Genomic DNA, 15,528 nt, shown 5'->3' with positions numbered 1-15,528 from the left:
CGAATTTCTTGGCTCAGGCTGAAAAAGTCCCCCGGACTTTTTCACTCCCACAAATCTTTCTATTTTTTTCTTCTACTAGTATAACAAAAAAAGGGAAGAAGGCAAACTTCCCTGTTTAGTCATTTTCTTCCCAATCGTGGTAAGCAGCATAGAGCTGGCTTTTATTCCACTGGTAAATCTTAGCGACTTCCTTGATGGCTTGGTTTTTCTTTATGCCTTGCTGGATACGGGCTTGGATTTCTGAAAACAAGTCCTCCTCGTCCTTCTCCTCCACATCATGGCTGGCACCTTCAACAATGAGAAGGCATTCTCCCTTGAGTGGATTTTCAGCGATGCTTTCTAGCAATTCAGAGATCTTTCCTCGCTGGTATTCTTCATAAATTTTGGTCAATTCTCTGACCAAGACGACCGAACGGTCACCGTAGACTTCTAGCATATTTTCTAGCGTATCTGCCACACGATGGGGCGATTCGTAGAAAATCTGAGTTTCTGGATAGTCTTTTTTCGAGTCAAAAAATTGCTTTTGCTGGCCTGATTTTCTCGGTAAGAAACCGTAAAAGATATGTGGCTGTGGCGCTAAACCACTGGCAATCAAGGCAGAAATCCCTGCAGAGGCACCTGGAACGGTGACAACTGCAATTTCTTCCTCAATGGCTGCCTTAACCAAATCATGACCAGGGTCTGAGATACTAGGCAAACCCGCATCGGATACCTGAGCAATACTTTGCCCTGCTTTCAGGAAACCAATCAAATCAGGAATTTTTTCCTTGGCATTGTGCTCATGAAAACTGATCTGCTTTGTCGAAATGTCAAAATGCTTGAGCAAAAGACCTGTATTGCGCGTGTCCTCAGCAGCAATCCAGTCCACTTCTTTCAAGGTCTGGATGGCACGAAAGGTCATATCATCTAGATTGCCAATCGGCGTTGCCACTAGATACAGCTTGCCATAGGGAGACTGCCCCTTAAAACTTTTTTGAATCTGCATGCTTACTCCCTGTATAACAACTCGTCACAGAACATACATTCTTCGTCCTGCTCCCGACGTTGCCCATAAAAATCATTACATACGTGAAATCCGTCTTTATAGATTCGACGGACACTTTCGCGAACATGCTTGGCCTTGACGGGAGCGTCTGCTTCCACCTCACCCAAGCGTTCCCGCAACTTACTATTTTCCAAGCGAAGAGCTGTATTTTCCTCTACCAGGCTCTTGAGATTTTTCTTGATGGCTTCCACATCGGCCAAGGTCACCAATAACTGTTGGGAAAAATCATCCAGCGCATCAAATAATTCTTTCTTGTTCATAAACCAGCCCTTTCCTTTCTTTATCGTTCATTTTTGAGTTTATATTTCTTTTAAGACCAGATATTCCATGGCATTTTGAAAGCTGACATTAGCTTGCCACATTTTTCTGGCTTCTACCAAATCTTGTAGAATCACTCTTACTCTTGCTTGTAGGATATCTTGTCCACAGAGAACTTCAAGAATCCGTAAAACCTGATCTTGTTTTTCCTTGTCATCTGCTAAGCTAGCTAATTTAGCAACTTGGAGATAACTTTCTTTTTTCTTGGCTAATAACCAGGTCAGCAGGCGTTCACTTTCATCGACTAAGGTCCAAAAACTTGCCTGATTAGCCAACTTTTCTGCTTCAACTCGCGATTGAGCAAACTGAGCTAAAAGTGTCGCTTTTTTCTTAACCAGTCCCATTTGTTCTAAGAGGAAGATGAGTTTTTCTTCTTGCTTTTTAAAATGGAAAATCTGGGTCCGACTACGGATGGTCGGTAACATCTTTTCCTCATCGTTGGTCAAGAAGAAAATATAAACCTCACTCTGGGGTTCTTCGATGACCTTGAGCAGAGAATTAGCCGCGTTAGGATGCATTTTCTCAGCTTGCTCGATAATAAAAACCTGCTGCTGACTTTCAATCCCTGCTTGAGAAAATTGTCCCACCAATTCACGAATACGTTCTGTCTTGATGACCTGATTGACTGGCTTAATTAAGGTAACATCTGGAAACTCTTCCTGTTCAATCAGCTTGCAATTTCGGCATTTCTCACATGGTAAAACGCCTACTTTATCCGTACAAAAGAGGCTCTTAGCCAAAAACTGCGCCATTTCCAAGCTTCCAAAGAAACCTGAAAAGAGATAGGCGTGATTGAGCTGGTCTTGTTCTAGGATACGGACAAAGCGGTCAAACTGGTCTGGTTGCCAAGCCTTTAATTCTTCTTGTTTCATTTAGCCAAGCCCATTCTATCAAACAAGATATCCTTGGTAGTTTCCACAACTTGTTCCAAAGGGAGACTGGCATCAATCTTGACAATGCGATTTCCTTCTTTATCAAGAAGAGAAAGATAGCCTTGACGAACTTTTTTGTGCAAGTTCAACCCTTCCAAGTCCAAGCGATTGACCTCACGGTCACTATTAGCAGCAATGCGAGCTAGTCCCTCTTCCACCTCAATGTCAAAATAAAGTGTCAAATCGGGTTTGAGGCCATCTGTAGCAAACTGATTGAGCCAGTCAATGGCTTCAATGTCCAAGCCACGACCAAATCCCTGATAAGCAACAGAACTATCGATGAAGCGGTCCATAATGACCAACTTGCCAGCTTCAAGGGCTGGAAGAACTTTTTCCACCAAATGCTGTCTGCGACTGGCAATATAGAGAAGGAGTTCAGTCTTAGCATCCATCTGAGTATGACTTGGGTCCAAAATCACTTCCCGAATTTTCTCTCCAATCAAGACTCCGCCAGGTTCACGGGTCGTCAACACTTCTACTCCTTTTTCCTCTAAAATTGGGAGTAGAGCCTCTAAAACACTGGTCTTTCCTGCTCCCTCTGGTCCCTCAAGAGAGACTAAAAATCCTTTTGACATGTCTAACTCATTTCTTTTTTACTACTTCTATTCTATCAAAAAAATGGGGGTTTGTGACAATCTTTTTTCTTCTCATTTCATACTCAATGAAAATCAAAGAGCAAACTAGGAAGCTAGCCGCAGGTTGCTCAAAACACTGTTTTGAGGTTGCAGATGGAAGCTGACGCAGTTTGAAGAGATTTTCGAAGAGTATCAACCACCATAAAAGAGGCAGTCAAAGCCACCTCTTATTTACCTAGTTCTTGTGTTCGTTTGTAGGCTTGACCAACTGCCTCCATGACTGTCCCTCGAAAAGCATGCGCTTCTAGGCTTGCTACACCAGCGATAGTCGAACCGCCTGGGCTACAAACTTGGTCTTTCAATACTCCAGGATGTTGCTGACTTTCTAGAACCAATTGCCCAGCTCCTACCACAGTTTGAGCCGCCATTTTCAATGCCGTTTCTCTTGGCAATCCTGTCTGAACACCTGCATCTGCCAAGGCCTCAATAAAAAGATAGACAAAGGCCGGCCCACAACCTGCAAGACCTGTCGCTGCATCAATTAAGCTTTCCCCAAGTTCAATCAAGAGACCAGCCTTCGCTAAAAGCTGACAAAAAAGTTCACTGTCCTCAGCACGACAGTTTGCTGATATGGCATAACTAATCACTCCTTGCCCGATAGAAGCAGGGGTATTTGGCATCATACGAATAATTCGGTGCTGACTTGGAAGAAGACTAGCCAGTTTTTCCAAGGTCAATCCAGCTGCCATGGAAATCAAAAGAAGACTTTCTCTTTTTTCAAGGATGGTCTGGTATTGAGAAAGCAAGTCTGAGAACTGAGCTGGCTTAACACCTAGAAAAATCACATCTGCTTCTGCAAAGATTTCTTCGTTGCTGGAAGCTTGACCGCCAAAGTCAGAAATGAAAGAATACACCTTGGCTTGACTACGATTGGCAAGGAGAAGGTCATCACCCGTCTTGGCCTGCAAAACAGCCTTGGCCAAACTAGCTCCCATATTCCCCAAACCGATAAATCCAATCTTCATCTCTTACTCCCTTACCTGTCCGTCACCAGTAACCACATACTTGTAGCTAGTCAACTCCTTCAAGCCCATTGGACCACGCGCGTGCAATTTCTGAGTAGAGATCCCCATTTCACAGCCAAGACCAAATTGGCCACCATCTGTGAAACGAGTTGAGGCATTGACATAGACTGCTGCAGAGTCCACTTGATCTGTAAAGTATGCTGCAGCTTCGGCATTTTCCGTCACAATGGCGTCCGAATGATGGGTGCTATGAGCTTCAATATGCGCAACCGCTTCTTCTAAACTACTCACGACCTTAACCGCTAGGACATAGTCTAAAAACTCAGTGTCAAAGTCTTTGGCCTCAGCTGCTTGACCTGAAACAAACTGACTTGCTTTTTCATCCAAACGGAATTGAATTGGTTCCAGACCAGATTCTTTTCGATCTGCAACCAGTACTTGCTCCAAGCGAGGAAGGAAGCTTGCTGCCTTGTCTTCATGAACAAGTAGAACCTCCATGGCATTGCAGACAGAAGGACGACTGGTTTTAGCATTGTTGATAATAGACAGAGCCTTGTCGTCATCTGCATCCTTATCTACATAGACATGGACAATCCCAGTTCCTGTCTCGATAACAGGTACGATAGCATTTTCAACTACGGCATTGATCAAACCAGCCCCTCCACGAGGAATGAGAAGATCTAGATAGCCCTTTGCCTTCATCATGGCATAGCTGCTTTCTCGGCTGGTATCTTCCACCAGTTGAATCACATCTGGGTGAATAGTAGTTGTTTCCAAGCCCTTCTTCAAGGCTGTGACAATGGCATGGGCAGTTTGATAGGCATCCTTCCCACTACGAAGAACAACCGCATTTCCACTCTTGAGAGCCAAAGCAGCCGCGTCAGACGTCACATTTGGACGGCTTTCATAGATAATACCGATAACACCCATAGCCACCCGTTTCTTGGTGATAACCAAACCATTTTCAAGTTGATTGGTTTCTAAAACTTCACCGATTGGATCTGGTAAAGCAACCACTTCACGAATCCCAGTTGCCATTGCTTCTATACGTCCTGCATCCAAATAAAGACGATCTAACATCACATCTGAGATTTTACCCTTAGCAGCTTCCATATCAATGGCATTGGCTGCTAAAATCTCCTCAGTAGCAGCCACTAAGTGGTCAGCCATGGCTAGCAGGGCTTGGTTTTTCACGACTTCACTAGCTGTGTTGATCGATTTTTTAACAGCCTGTACCTGTTCAAATTGTTCTTGTGTACTTACCATAGTTTACCTCTAAAATTCTGTAAAGAGTAGTTGGATTTCAGGAGTAATGGAAATCCAGTCATCACGGTGAATCAAGACCCCCTTGGCTTTTTGAGAACGCAACATATCCTCCAAAGCAGATGCTCCAAATTGCACACGTCCTTTTCCAAGTGATTTTCCACTTTCCTTGTCAAATACCGTCACGATATCACCGTAAGAAAAGGCTCCTTCTGCTTCAACAATACCAGATAAAAGGAGACTCTTTCCATGTTGAGAGAGAGCTTCTGCAGCCCCTCTATCAACCCAAATAGAACCTTGACTCTGAGCATAAAAGGCCAGCCATTGTTTCTGGGTACGAAGTCCCTTCTCTTGGGCAACAAAGTAGGAACCATCCTTGGTCTCCTCAGCTGCCTCAATCATGGCATCTGACTTTAAGGATGAGCAGATATAAACAGGAACTCCTGATTCCGTCGCGATAGTTGCAGCTTTGATTTTTGTTAGCATGCCCCCAGTTCCGTTTGAAGAGCCAGCTCCACCAGCCATATCAATAATCTCACGATTGATGGTCTCAATTTTCTCCAAGCGTTTGGCTCTTGAATCTGAATTAGGATTTCCAGTATAAAGACCGTCTACGTCTGTCAAGAGGACCAAAAGGTCAGCTTGGACCATGGCAGCTACCTGCGCACTCAGAGTGTCATTGTCCCCAACCTTGAGCTCATCAATAACGACACTGTCATTCTCATTGATAATAGGAATCGCCCCACGGCTAAGTAAAACTGACAAAGCCTGATGGGCATTTTTATAACGGCGCTTATCCACAAAATCATCCTGAGTCAGCAAAATTTGTGCAGAAACGATTTGGCGCAAGAGAAGATTGGTCGTGTATTCTTCCAACAAAAGCCCTTGTCCTACCGCTGCTGAAGCCTGTTTATCAGCAATCTTAGTCGGACGCTTTTTAAATCCTAAAGCCCCAAAACCTGCCGCAATGGCACCTGACGACACCAAAATCAATTCATGACCAGCCTCGTGCAGCATAGCCAACTGTTGGGTAATAGCTTTTACTTTACTACGTGATAAACTTCCATCCTCATTCGTCAGAGAAGAAGTCCCCACCTTAAAGACAATCCGTTTGAATTTCATAGTCTCACTCCGATTCTTCATATTTATCCATTATAACATGAATGGCAGGAAATAGAAAAGAGTTGATAGGAAAAAGGTCGAGACAAGCCATCTCAACCTTTTATCAAATCTAATTCTTTCTCAATCTCTCCAAGGTTTCCTTAAAAATCTCTGGGATATCTGCTGTAAATTCCAAGATCTCACCTGTTCGTGGATGCGTAAATCCTAGAGTCTTGGCATGAAGAAATTGTCCATGTCCTTTCAAAGTCTTGCGAGGACCATAGACTTCATCACCAGCGACTGGATGACCAATATAAGCCATGTGAACACGGATTTGATGGGTGCGGCCTGTTTCCAACTGCAGCTCCACTAAACTATAATCACCAAAGCGTTCCAAAACGTGGAAACGTGTCACTGCAGGCTTCCCTTTAGCAGTCACAGCCTGTTTCTTACGGTCTTTTTCACTACGGCCAATCGGAGCTTCAATGACACCACGATCATTAGGCAGATTTCCATGAACAATCGCCCAATATTTGCGAAGAGACTTTTTATCCTTGAGTTCTTGAGCAAGTGCTAGATGCGCCTCATCGTTTTTAGCAATCATGAGAAGGCCTGACGTATCCTTATCAATACGATGAACAATTCCTGGACGCAGAACCCCATTGATACCCGATAAATCCTTAATATGGTACATAAGGGCATTTACCAGAGTTCCACTAGTATGACCAGCACTCGGATGCACAACCATTCCTTGAGGCTTGTTAACGACGGCCACATCCTCATCTTGGTAGATGATATCTAGCGGAAGATTCTCAGCCACATACTCTAAAACCTCTGGTTCTGGCACATGATAGGTGACAACATCACCCTCTTGGACAGTGTATTTAGCTTTCTTGACTTGGCCATTGACCAAGACCTGACCTGATTTGATTTGTTCATTCGCGAGACTGCGTGATAATTCTGTCAAATCTGACAAAGCCTTATCTAAACGCAGGCCACCAGTTTCAATTTTAATTTCCATTTATTTCCTCTTTTAGCATTGCAATCAATAAAATAATCACTCCAACCGTCAGATAGCTATCTGCCACATTGAAAATTGCAAAATTGATAAAGTCAAGGTGAAACATATCCACAACAAAGCCCTGACTCACCCTGTCAATAAAATTTCCAAGACCACCTGCAATGATCAAAGTCAAACCAAAGACCATCCAGAGTGAGTCCTCCATGTGTTTATGTAGATACCAAATGGCACCTACCATGACAACCAGAGTAATGATAGCAAATAAGAACTGCTGATCTTGTAGGATAGAAAAGGCTGCACCTCGATTTTGCAGGTAGGTCAAGCTAACGAAATTGGGAATCCAGGAGCGCACTTCACCCAGTGGAATCTGCTGGACGATATAGGATTTGACCAACTGATCAAGCCCAATCAAAAGCAATACAATGACTGCCACTATTCCTCTTTTTTTCATGATTTCCTCTTCTGATTAAAATATTCTTGCATGACTTCTACAAAGAGAGTTCCAGCCTGACTAAGCTCCACTTCCTCACGTTTAACATAGACCATGCGATTATCTAGGTTATCCTTGAGACGAATAACTGTGATTCCATTGACACTGTCACTATCTAAAAATCCAGAACCTGTAGCATAGGCGTCCGTCCGCTCCAAAATTCCATTCAAAGTAGCACGGTCTGTCACATTGAACATCTGTGAGCTAGCGCTGGTATCGACAAAGTTCTCCGAATAATAAAGGTACTCATCTTTCTCTTGAGTAAAACGAACTGTTGGTAGATCCGCTAAATCCTCCATGACCAGTTCCTCTTTCTGAGCCAAAGGATGCCCCTCACGAAGATAAATATGGGTATGGAAGGAAATCAATTCAATGACCTCCAGACCTAGCTTTTCAACCCGTTGCATAATACCTTTTTTATTTTGATTGTTGAGGTAGATAATCCCAATCTCACTATGCCCTTGCGCTACTTCATCTAAGATTTGAACAGTAGTTGATTCAAAAATACGAAAGTTCTTATAATCAGGATAGCGCTCTGAAAAGGCCGTAATGGTTGGTGGCAAGAAGTCATAGTGCTGACTAGCAATGGAAAATTCATCCTTTTCTTCCTCAGGATTGGCATACTGATTTTGAAAAATATCAAATCCTTTAACCAATTCTTGCGCTTTTTCATAGAATTCCATACCACGACGAGTCAAGAAAGTCCCTGAGCTGGTCCGACGGAAAATCTTAAAGCCCAACTCTTTTTCCAAATCACGAACAGAAATGGACAGACTCGGCTGACTAACATACATCTTTTCAGCAGCTTCACGAAAAGTACCGCTATTCGCAATAGCCACAACATAGCGTAATTGTTGAATGTTCATCTTCTACCCCCAACTTCTTTATCTTTTCATTATACCATATTTTAGAAGTTTTCCATCGAAGAAAAATAATCTCAATCATAAAATGCATCTACTCTAAGAACGAACAAATCATGGGTATCAAAACAAAAAATAGGCTCTCCGAAAACTCGGAAAGCCTTATTTAATGCTACTTCTAGCTTCCTCGCCTTTACATTTCAAGGCTCGGGATAAAAAGGTTCACTGGACCTTTTTATTTAGCGATTGGGTAAACAGAAACTTGTTTTTTATCGCGTCCTTTACGTTCAAAGCGTACTACGCCTTCAACTTTAGCGAACAAAGTATCGTCTCCACCACGTCCAACGTTTACACCTGGATAGATGTGTGTACCACGTTGACGGTAAAGGATTGATCCACCTGTTACAGTTTGTCCGTCAGCTGCTTTAGCTCCAAGACGTTTCGCTTGTGAATCACGTCCGTTTGATGTAGAACCTCCACCTTTTTTGTGGGCGAAAAGTTGCAAGTTGTTAAGAGTCATTTTTAACATAATGTTTTCCTCCGTGTTAGTTTTCTGTGATAACTCTGGTTTGGACGAACTCAGAAGAGTTCTCCGATAAGTTTGCCATACCTAAGAAAAATGATTCAAAGAATAACTGGGTCATTTCTCTCTGGTGTGAAGGAAGATCTTTTGGTATTTCAACCATCAGATAGCCACCTTCATCTTCGTTTAATTCTAGGATTGGTTCATAGCCTGCAAATTTCTCAATAGAATTGATAAAGTTAATGGCAAGCGTAGAAACCGATGCACACACGACATCTAAGCCGTATTCGCCACTCTCGGCGTGTCCAGTAATTTCCGCACTCCTCAGCTCGCCATCTTCGGCTCTCTCAAAGACTGCTTGTATCATGTGTTCTCCTTAAAATTAAGCGTTAATTGCGTTGATGACAACTTTTGTATATGGTTGACGGTGACCTTGTTTACGGTGGCTACCTTTTTTAGGTTTGTACTTGTAAGTAACAACTTTCTTTTGTTTTCCTTGTTTTTCAACAGTTCCAACTACAGTAGCTCCAGCAACAAGTGGAGTTCCGACAACAGTGTTTTCACCACCAACAAGAACAACTTCGTTAAAAGTAACTTCTTGACCAGCTTCAACGTTCAATTTTTCAACGTAAACTGCTTGACCAACTTCAACTTTAACTTGTTTTCCGCCAGTTTTGATAATTGCGTATGTGCTCATTATGCACCTCCTATGATTTTTATGGGTTTCCCCGATTTTTTGTGAAGACTCGCCTAGCATCGTGGGACAAACCACTTAAACTTGAATAATCAAGCAACGATGTTCGTGCGGTTGCACAGGATCGTGCATAGTCAACTCTTCAAGTATAGCATATCTCCTATTTTCTTACAAGTAATAACACCTAAAATCAAGCATTTTCTTTTACTTTTTTCTGCCAAGATGCAAAAAGCATGCTGAGGTAAAAAATACTCATCATAATAGGAACACCAAGAATGGTCTTTTCATGATAGAAAATCGTCAAATAGGCTGAAAAGACAACGCCAAGGACAAAACTACTAAGCAGGCTTACAAAGATAATCCCTTCACGCAAAAAAGGAGTGTGCTTAGTTCGGAAATAATCTCCAAAAGCCAGCATGGTCCGTTTGATGTTCCCTGTCATAAAAGCGTTATTGTAGGCAATACCCGACACTTCTCCAAAAGCAGTTGTCACCAACCCCATACAGAAGGCCAAGGGTGGCACTAGATAGATATTATCTACAGTCTGCGGCACAAAACCGATAACTATTGATAAGATTGCCAAAGGAATCAGTGACAAAATTGGTTTTTTCACAATTCGCAATTTTTCCTTATAAACTGTTAGTAAAAAGACCCCCATCATAAAAGCTAGCAAGGTCATTACTTTAGCACTGGCATCTGACACATTATGTTGAATGAGTCCCACTGAAAGAAATACGACATTCCCAGTTTGTCCAGCTACAAGAGTATTCCCTCGCACAATAAACGTATAGGCATCTACATATCCTGCACAAAACGTCAAAAAAAGCGCTAGCCTCTTAGACTGACGTGATATTTTTCTTATAGGTAATAACCTCATTTTCCCTCCCATTTCATATACTCATCTCATTATTGTACCACTTTCTTTGGAAAAGACCTAGTAGCTTATTTGAAATTTTTTCCCCTCTGTTGGATAGTCCTGTCTATCTATGTTATAATGAAAGAAGGATTTGAAATTGGAAAAGGAGTAACTATGCTTAAATTAGGTGTCATCGGAACAGGGGCTATCAGTCACCACTTCATAGAAGCAGCCCATATCAGCGGAGAATACCAGCTGGTCGCAGTCTATTCTAGAAAACTAGAAACTGCGACAACCTTTGCTTCTCGCTATCAAGATATCCAACTCTTTGATCAATTAGAGGACTTCTTCAAGAGCTCCTTTGATGTTGTCTATATTGCTAGTCCAAACTCCTTGCATTTTGCTCAGGCAAAAGTTGCATTATCTGCTGGCAAACACGTCATTCTTGAAAAGCCAGCTGTCACTCAGCCACAAGAATGGCTGGACTTGAGACATACAGCTGAGAAAAATCACTGTTTTATCTTCGAAGCAGCCCGCAATTACCATGAAAAAGCTTTCACTATCATCAAAAATTTTTTAGCAGACAAACAAATTTTGGGAGCAGATTTCAACTATGCCAAGTATTCTTCCAAAATGCCTAACTTGTTGACTGGGGAGACACCAAATGTCTTCTCAGACCGTTTTGCTGGTGGAGCACTTATGGATTTGGGGATTTATCCCCTCTACGCTACTGTTCATCTCTTTGGAAAAGCTAAGGATGCAACCTATCAGGGTCAACAGCTGGACAATAGCATTGACCTAAATGGCGATGGAATCCTCTTCTACACTGACTATCAAGTTCATATCAAGGCTGGAAAAAACATCACTTCCAATCTTCCTTGCGAAATTTACACAACAGATGGAACCTTGACTCTCAACACGATTGAGCATGTTCGCTCGGCTATTTTTACCGACCATCAAGGAAATCAAGTCCAACTCCCTATCCAACAGGCTCCTCATACGATGACTGAGGAAGTCGCTGCATTTGCACAGACGATTCAGCAACCAGACCAGACACTCTACCAGACTTGGCTGGACGATGCAAGCTCTGTTCATGACCTACTATATACCATGCGCCAGACTGCTGGCATTAGATTTGAGGCAGAAAAATGAAAACCAAACTACCAACTGAATGGCAAGAACTGAGTGACCAGCTCGGTTTCCAAGAATTTACCCCCATTCAAACTCAACTATTTGAGCCCATTCTTGCAGGAGAAAATCTTCTAGGAGTGAGCCCAACAGGAACTGGCAAGACCCTCGCTTACCTCCTACCAAGCCTTCTCAGACTACAAAAGAAAAAAGCGCAACAACTCTTGATTCTAGCACCAAATACAGAACTTGCTGGACAGATTTTTGATGTATGTAAAACGTGGGCAGAGGCTATCGGTTTGACAGCCCAACTCTTCCTATCAGGTTCAAGTCAGAAACGCCAGATTGAACGACTCAAAAAAGGACCAGAAATTCTGATTGGAACCCCTGGCCGTATCTTTGAACTGATTAAATTGAAAAAAATCAAGATGATGAATGTAGAAACCATCATCTTGGACGAATTTGACCAATTGCTAGATGAGTCTCAAATTCACTTTGTTGAGAAAATCACCCACTACGCACCTCGTGACCACCAACTCATCTACATGAGTGCGACGACCAAGTTTGACCAAGAAAAGATTTCGCCTAATACACGTACCATTGATCTCTCTGATCAAAAATTGGACAATATCCAGCACTTCTACATGCAGGTAGACCAACGTCACAGAGTGGATATGCTACGAAAACTGGCTCATGTGGAGGATTTCCGCGGTCTGGTCTTCTTTAACAGCCTATCAGACCTTGGAAGCGCAGAGGAAAAATTACAGTATCGGGATATCTTGGCTGTTTCCCTCGCTAGTGATGTCAATGTTAAATTTAGAAAAGTTATCTTAGAAAAGTTTAAAGACAAGCAACTAACCCTACTTCTCGCAACAGACCTTTTGGCTCGTGGAATTGATATCGATAGTCTAGAATGCGTCGTAAACTTTGATGTTCCTAGAGATAGTGAAACCTACACTCACCGTGCTGGCCGTACTGGTCGTATGGGCAAGGAAGGTTATGTTATCACTCTCGTCACTCATCCAGAAGAAATCAAAAAACTCAAAAAGTTTACAAGTGTACGAGAAATTGTCCTAAAAAATCAAGAACTCTATATCAAATAAGGTTGGCTCTTGCCAACCTCTGATTTAAGATAAGATCCTCAGAATACGAGTTTCTATGGACCTTATCTCAAGACTGAGCCTAGGACAATAGTCCCTTATCTCCAAAAAAGCAACGTATTTGCCGTTGCTTTTTTGTGGTTGAGAACTATTTTGTCTCAGGCTCTTTTTGCTTACTAAAAATTAAAGAATTCCATAGCCTGTTTGAAAAGCAAATCAGTATACTCTGGGTCTTCTTGGGCAATAGTAACCTGATCTTGAATCATTTCCAAGTCATCTGTTATCATTCCATCTGCTCCCAAATGAACTGATTTATCAAAGGACTCTGAACTATTGATGGTCCAAACGTACAATTTCTGATCCGTATTCCAAAGCTTGTTGACAAAATTTTCATCTAAAGTTGAATACTCCATAGTATAACCTGTAGCCTTGGTTCTTGGAAAAATACTATTATAAGGTAGGATAAAATAGATTGGAATTTGAGAATCGTAGGCTAAAACCTGATCAATCACATGGTAGTCCAAGGATTGCATTTGGTGACCATTCTGCTTAAGAACCGTTCCATATTTTTCCATAAAGCGTTTCATCATATCTGGGCTATCTTTTCGACTGGTCTTAATCTCAATAAGGAGTTTTTGGTGCAATTCATTGGCTTTATTGAGGTAGTCATCAAAACTGGACACCTTGCTATGATAACCATTCTCTGAAATATCGAGTTTGGTTAATTCTTTCAAAGTTAGATCCTGTGGATTGGCATTAACACCTGTCAGATTCTTGATATTGGCATCATGCATCATGACAAACTGGCCATCTTTGGTTTCCTGAACATCTGTCTCAACAAAGTCTGGACTTAGTTGGGCTGTCTTTTCTAAAGATTGAACTGTATTCTGCACACCATTCTTATTGGATACTCCCCTGTGAGAGATAATTAAAGGTTTATTGGCAACTGGAGCTTCCAAATAAACATAACCCTCAAGAGCGAAAAAGATACAAGCACAGCCCATCACTCCCCATCTCATCCAGTGATCTTTCTTTCTCCTTGGTGTGATCTCTAGTTCTTCTCCTGTTAGGAAGGAAACAAACTTAATGAGAAAATAAGTCAAGGCTATGTAGTGGAAATTCTTAATCAAGACAAAGTTGATAATTCCCAGTACAAGAGATTCCTTATGGGTCAGACCATCCATCAGCACTTGACTTGCTAGGATTGGAATCAACAGAAGAATGAAAAATAGGTAGGTTTTGACGACAATCCAAAGCAAGTTCCAAGTATAAAACCAGGAGTGCTTTCTTGTCTTCTCTAGACTGTATCTGACAGCTTCTTTGACTGTTTTCTTTTCAAATAAAAGCTGAGGTAGGGCAAACATGAAACGCACTGAAATGTAAAATAGCAGTAAAGCCAGAATAGTAACCACTATACCTACTAGCCAATACTTGTCTTCCACATAATCAACGATAAAGTCCGGAATGACAATTTTATTGAGGTAATAAATCTTTAAAATCTTTCGAATCAATGGAAAGAGCATCATGACATAAAAGAAGATAAAGGCTATCTTTGCAAGCGTGACTTGCTTCATAAACAAGAAACTTTGGTGAAAGACCTTGCGACTGTACTCTAGCAAGGTTCTCTTTTCATGACATAATAAATGCCGAGCACCAATAAAGAGAAGTCCTATCTGGTAATAGGCGACCAATAAATTAACAATTACCAGAACAAATAAAGCAAGACTAATAAAGGGTGAACCCGTTATAATTGCAAAAATATTATTGTAAGAAAGAAAGAGATAGCCTGTCTGACGGAGCAAAAGTCCAGCAATCCAAGAATTTGATGGTAACCAGACAAACTCAATCATCATGAAAGTCAAGAAAAAGAGAAAGAGAATTTTATCTAGATTAAAGTATATCTGCTTAAAACCTAGATTTTTAGGTTTTTCAGGTTTCATAGGCACTCCTAGTCAAATAATTGAGACAAGTCCAAGCCTCCAAAAGGATTGTTTGATAGGCTACTTTCTGTCTCTAACAATTCTCTAGCTTGATCCGACTCTAGAAAGGACTCGTAAACACGCGCCGTCATCCGTGCATCCTCTAGACTATTATGAGACTGACCTTGAAATCCAAGAAATGAGGCAACAGTTTGCAATTTGAGATTGGCAATACCATGTAAATCTGAACTACGACGTTCAAAAGCTTCATCATACAAATCCACCTTATACTGCTGGCTATAATCTAAACCATGCTCTGCTAGAATAGGCAAATCACTTTTAGCAGCATTGTAGCCAACCATGGGTAAAGAACCCACAAACTCTTGGAAATCTTTTATAACTTTCTCCACTGGAGGAGCATCTTTTAAGGTCTCGGCTGTAATCCCAGTCAAACCATTGATAAAACTTTTTAGAGGTACACTGGTATGAACATAAGAATCATAGGCATCTATTTCCTGACCATCTCTAAAATGCACTGCCGATACTTGAATCAAGTGTGTTTGCCCTTCATGCTGATTAAATTCTAAGTCAAAAGCAATGTAATCTTCTAATCGTTCCATTCTATACCTCTCCTATACTGTTATTTTATACTCTTCGAAAATCAAATTCAAACCACGT

At 41.6% G+C, this 15,528-nt stretch carries 18 protein-coding genes and 1 other annotated feature; of the genes, 2 read left to right on the top strand and 16 right to left on the bottom strand.

The window, feature by feature from the left end; all coding sequences use genetic code 11:
- Nucleotides 1-115: 115 nt before the first annotated feature.
- The 14 genes from rsmI to HMPREF2613_RS02895 form a co-directional block, all read right to left on the bottom strand.
- Nucleotides 116-985 carry a 16S rRNA (cytidine(1402)-2'-O)-methyltransferase gene (rsmI, locus tag HMPREF2613_RS02960; protein ID WP_070478855.1) on the bottom strand — a complete coding sequence of 290 codons (870 nt, stop codon included), beginning with the start codon at nucleotides 983-985 and terminating at the stop codon, nucleotides 116-118.
- Nucleotides 986-987: 2 nt separating this feature from the next.
- Complete coding sequence (gene yabA, locus HMPREF2613_RS02955; RefSeq protein ID WP_070478852.1) at nucleotides 988-1,305, bottom strand: DNA replication initiation control protein YabA; 318 nt, start codon at nucleotides 1,303-1,305, stop codon at nucleotides 988-990.
- Between the two features lie 39 nt (nucleotides 1,306-1,344).
- Nucleotides 1,345-2,235, bottom strand: coding sequence for a DNA polymerase III subunit delta' (locus HMPREF2613_RS02950; RefSeq protein WP_070478849.1), 891 nt, complete (start codon nucleotides 2,233-2,235; stop codon nucleotides 1,345-1,347).
- Nucleotides 2,232-2,870 carry a dTMP kinase gene (tmk, locus tag HMPREF2613_RS02945; protein ID WP_070478847.1) on the bottom strand — a complete coding sequence of 213 codons (639 nt, stop codon included), beginning with the start codon at nucleotides 2,868-2,870 and terminating at the stop codon, nucleotides 2,232-2,234. The genes HMPREF2613_RS02950 and tmk overlap by 4 nt, the downstream gene beginning before the upstream one ends.
- 227 nt (nucleotides 2,871-3,097) lie before the next feature.
- Nucleotides 3,098-3,895, bottom strand: coding sequence for a pyrroline-5-carboxylate reductase (proC, locus tag HMPREF2613_RS02940; RefSeq protein WP_070478845.1), 798 nt, complete (start codon nucleotides 3,893-3,895; stop codon nucleotides 3,098-3,100).
- 3 nt (nucleotides 3,896-3,898) lie between these two features.
- Nucleotides 3,899-5,161 carry a glutamate-5-semialdehyde dehydrogenase gene (locus HMPREF2613_RS02935; protein ID WP_070478843.1) on the bottom strand — a complete coding sequence of 421 codons (1,263 nt, stop codon included), beginning with the start codon at nucleotides 5,159-5,161 and terminating at the stop codon, nucleotides 3,899-3,901.
- A 9-nt stretch (nucleotides 5,162-5,170) separates the two neighbouring features.
- Complete coding sequence (gene proB, locus HMPREF2613_RS02930) at nucleotides 5,171-6,280, bottom strand: glutamate 5-kinase (RefSeq protein WP_070478841.1); 1,110 nt, start codon at nucleotides 6,278-6,280, stop codon at nucleotides 5,171-5,173.
- A 109-nt stretch (nucleotides 6,281-6,389) separates the two neighbouring features.
- Entirely contained in the window at nucleotides 6,390-7,280 is an 891-nt protein-coding gene (locus HMPREF2613_RS02925; protein WP_070478838.1) for an RluA family pseudouridine synthase, read from the bottom strand.
- Nucleotides 7,270-7,731 (bottom strand): signal peptidase II, encoded by a 462-nt coding sequence (gene lspA / locus HMPREF2613_RS02920; RefSeq protein ID WP_070478836.1) that lies wholly within the window; start codon nucleotides 7,729-7,731, stop codon nucleotides 7,270-7,272. Before lspA ends, HMPREF2613_RS02925 begins: the two co-directional genes overlap by 11 nt.
- Nucleotides 7,728-8,636, bottom strand: coding sequence for a LysR family transcriptional regulator (locus tag HMPREF2613_RS02915; protein WP_001025697.1), 909 nt, complete (start codon nucleotides 8,634-8,636; stop codon nucleotides 7,728-7,730). The genes lspA and HMPREF2613_RS02915 overlap by 4 nt, the downstream gene beginning before the upstream one ends.
- Before the next feature lie 229 nt (nucleotides 8,637-8,865).
- Nucleotides 8,866-9,159 carry a 50S ribosomal protein L27 gene (gene rpmA / locus HMPREF2613_RS02910; protein ID WP_000916509.1) on the bottom strand — a complete coding sequence of 98 codons (294 nt, stop codon included), beginning with the start codon at nucleotides 9,157-9,159 and terminating at the stop codon, nucleotides 8,866-8,868.
- 16 nt (nucleotides 9,160-9,175) lie between these two features.
- The gene (locus HMPREF2613_RS02905) at nucleotides 9,176-9,520 is read right to left on the bottom strand and encodes a ribosomal-processing cysteine protease Prp (protein ID WP_000613699.1); all 345 of its coding nucleotides are present in this window, start codon (nucleotides 9,518-9,520) and stop codon (nucleotides 9,176-9,178) included.
- Between the two features lie 15 nt (nucleotides 9,521-9,535).
- On the bottom strand, nucleotides 9,536-9,850 hold the full coding sequence (rplU, locus tag HMPREF2613_RS02900) for a 50S ribosomal protein L21 (RefSeq protein WP_000109141.1): 315 nt from the start codon (nucleotides 9,848-9,850) through the stop codon (nucleotides 9,536-9,538).
- Between the two features lie 35 nt (nucleotides 9,851-9,885).
- Nucleotides 9,886-9,973: a sequence feature (ribosomal protein L21 leader region), on the bottom strand.
- 64 nt (nucleotides 9,974-10,037) lie between these two features.
- Complete coding sequence (locus HMPREF2613_RS02895) at nucleotides 10,038-10,736, bottom strand: YoaK family protein (protein ID WP_083279198.1); 699 nt, start codon at nucleotides 10,734-10,736, stop codon at nucleotides 10,038-10,040.
- 141 nt (nucleotides 10,737-10,877) lie between these two features.
- On the opposite strand from HMPREF2613_RS02895, the gene HMPREF2613_RS02890 reads away from it, so the two are divergent.
- Both HMPREF2613_RS02890 and HMPREF2613_RS02885 read left to right on the top strand, forming a co-directional pair.
- Nucleotides 10,878-11,855 carry a Gfo/Idh/MocA family protein gene (locus HMPREF2613_RS02890; RefSeq protein WP_070478831.1) on the top strand — a complete coding sequence of 326 codons (978 nt, stop codon included), beginning with the start codon at nucleotides 10,878-10,880 and terminating at the stop codon, nucleotides 11,853-11,855.
- Entirely contained in the window at nucleotides 11,852-12,934 is a 1,083-nt protein-coding gene (locus HMPREF2613_RS02885) for a DEAD/DEAH box helicase (RefSeq protein ID WP_070478829.1), read from the top strand. The genes HMPREF2613_RS02890 and HMPREF2613_RS02885 overlap by 4 nt, the downstream gene beginning before the upstream one ends.
- Nucleotides 12,935-13,107: 173 nt before the next feature.
- Here HMPREF2613_RS02885 and HMPREF2613_RS02880 read toward each other — a convergent pair whose 3' ends face one another.
- On the bottom strand, nucleotides 13,108-14,871 hold the full coding sequence (locus HMPREF2613_RS02880; protein ID WP_070478827.1) for a glycerophosphoryl diester phosphodiesterase membrane domain-containing protein: 1,764 nt from the start codon (nucleotides 14,869-14,871) through the stop codon (nucleotides 13,108-13,110).
- Nucleotides 14,872-14,879: 8 nt separating this feature from the next.
- Nucleotides 14,880-15,470 (bottom strand): 3'-5' exonuclease, encoded by a 591-nt coding sequence (locus tag HMPREF2613_RS02875; protein WP_070478825.1) that lies wholly within the window; start codon nucleotides 15,468-15,470, stop codon nucleotides 14,880-14,882.
- Nucleotides 15,471-15,528: the final 58 nt, after the last annotated feature.

Source organism: Streptococcus sp. HMSC070B10, assembly GCF_001808665.1.
In the GTDB taxonomy this organism is placed as follows: Bacteria; Bacillota; Bacilli; order Lactobacillales; family Streptococcaceae; genus Streptococcus.
The sequence above is the reverse complement of the archived record's forward strand: the minus strand, read 5'-3'. Positions and strand labels throughout refer to the sequence as shown.

What these genes read in the sequence shown, in the direction of transcription:
- rsmI (WP_070478855.1), bottom strand. Translation starts at nt 985, where the DNA reads ATGCAGATTCAAAAAAGTTTTAAGGGGCAGTCTCCCTATGGCAAGCTG.
- yabA (WP_070478852.1), bottom strand. Translation starts at nt 1,305, where the DNA reads ATGAACAAGAAAGAATTATTTGATGCGCTGGATGATTTTTCCCAACAG.
- HMPREF2613_RS02950 (WP_070478849.1), bottom strand. Translation starts at nt 2,235, where the DNA reads ATGAAACAAGAAGAATTAAAGGCTTGGCAACCAGACCAGTTTGACCGC.
- tmk (WP_070478847.1), bottom strand. Translation starts at nt 2,870, where the DNA reads ATGTCAAAAGGATTTTTAGTCTCTCTTGAGGGACCAGAGGGAGCAGGA.
- proC (WP_070478845.1), bottom strand. Translation starts at nt 3,895, where the DNA reads ATGAAGATTGGATTTATCGGTTTGGGGAATATGGGAGCTAGTTTGGCC.
- HMPREF2613_RS02935 (WP_070478843.1), bottom strand. Translation starts at nt 5,161, where the DNA reads ATGGTAAGTACACAAGAACAATTTGAACAGGTACAGGCTGTTAAAAAA.
- proB (WP_070478841.1), bottom strand. Translation starts at nt 6,280, where the DNA reads ATGAAATTCAAACGGATTGTCTTTAAGGTGGGGACTTCTTCTCTGACG.
- HMPREF2613_RS02925 (WP_070478838.1), bottom strand. Translation starts at nt 7,280, where the DNA reads ATGGAAATTAAAATTGAAACTGGTGGCCTGCGTTTAGATAAGGCTTTG.
- lspA (WP_070478836.1), bottom strand. Translation starts at nt 7,731, where the DNA reads ATGAAAAAAAGAGGAATAGTGGCAGTCATTGTATTGCTTTTGATTGGG.
- HMPREF2613_RS02915 (WP_001025697.1), bottom strand. Translation starts at nt 8,636, where the DNA reads ATGAACATTCAACAATTACGCTATGTTGTGGCTATTGCGAATAGCGGT.
- rpmA (WP_000916509.1), bottom strand. Translation starts at nt 9,159, where the DNA reads ATGTTAAAAATGACTCTTAACAACTTGCAACTTTTCGCCCACAAAAAA.
- HMPREF2613_RS02905 (WP_000613699.1), bottom strand. Translation starts at nt 9,520, where the DNA reads ATGATACAAGCAGTCTTTGAGAGAGCCGAAGATGGCGAGCTGAGGAGT.
- rplU (WP_000109141.1), bottom strand. Translation starts at nt 9,850, where the DNA reads ATGAGCACATACGCAATTATCAAAACTGGCGGAAAACAAGTTAAAGTT.
- HMPREF2613_RS02895 (WP_083279198.1), bottom strand. Translation starts at nt 10,736, where the DNA reads ATGGGAGGGAAAATGAGGTTATTACCTATAAGAAAAATATCACGTCAG.
- HMPREF2613_RS02890 (WP_070478831.1), top strand. Translation starts at nt 10,878, where the DNA reads ATGCTTAAATTAGGTGTCATCGGAACAGGGGCTATCAGTCACCACTTC.
- HMPREF2613_RS02885 (WP_070478829.1), top strand. Translation starts at nt 11,852, where the DNA reads ATGAAAACCAAACTACCAACTGAATGGCAAGAACTGAGTGACCAGCTC.
- HMPREF2613_RS02880 (WP_070478827.1), bottom strand. Translation starts at nt 14,871, where the DNA reads ATGAAACCTGAAAAACCTAAAAATCTAGGTTTTAAGCAGATATACTTT.
- HMPREF2613_RS02875 (WP_070478825.1), bottom strand. Translation starts at nt 15,470, where the DNA reads ATGGAACGATTAGAAGATTACATTGCTTTTGACTTAGAATTTAATCAG.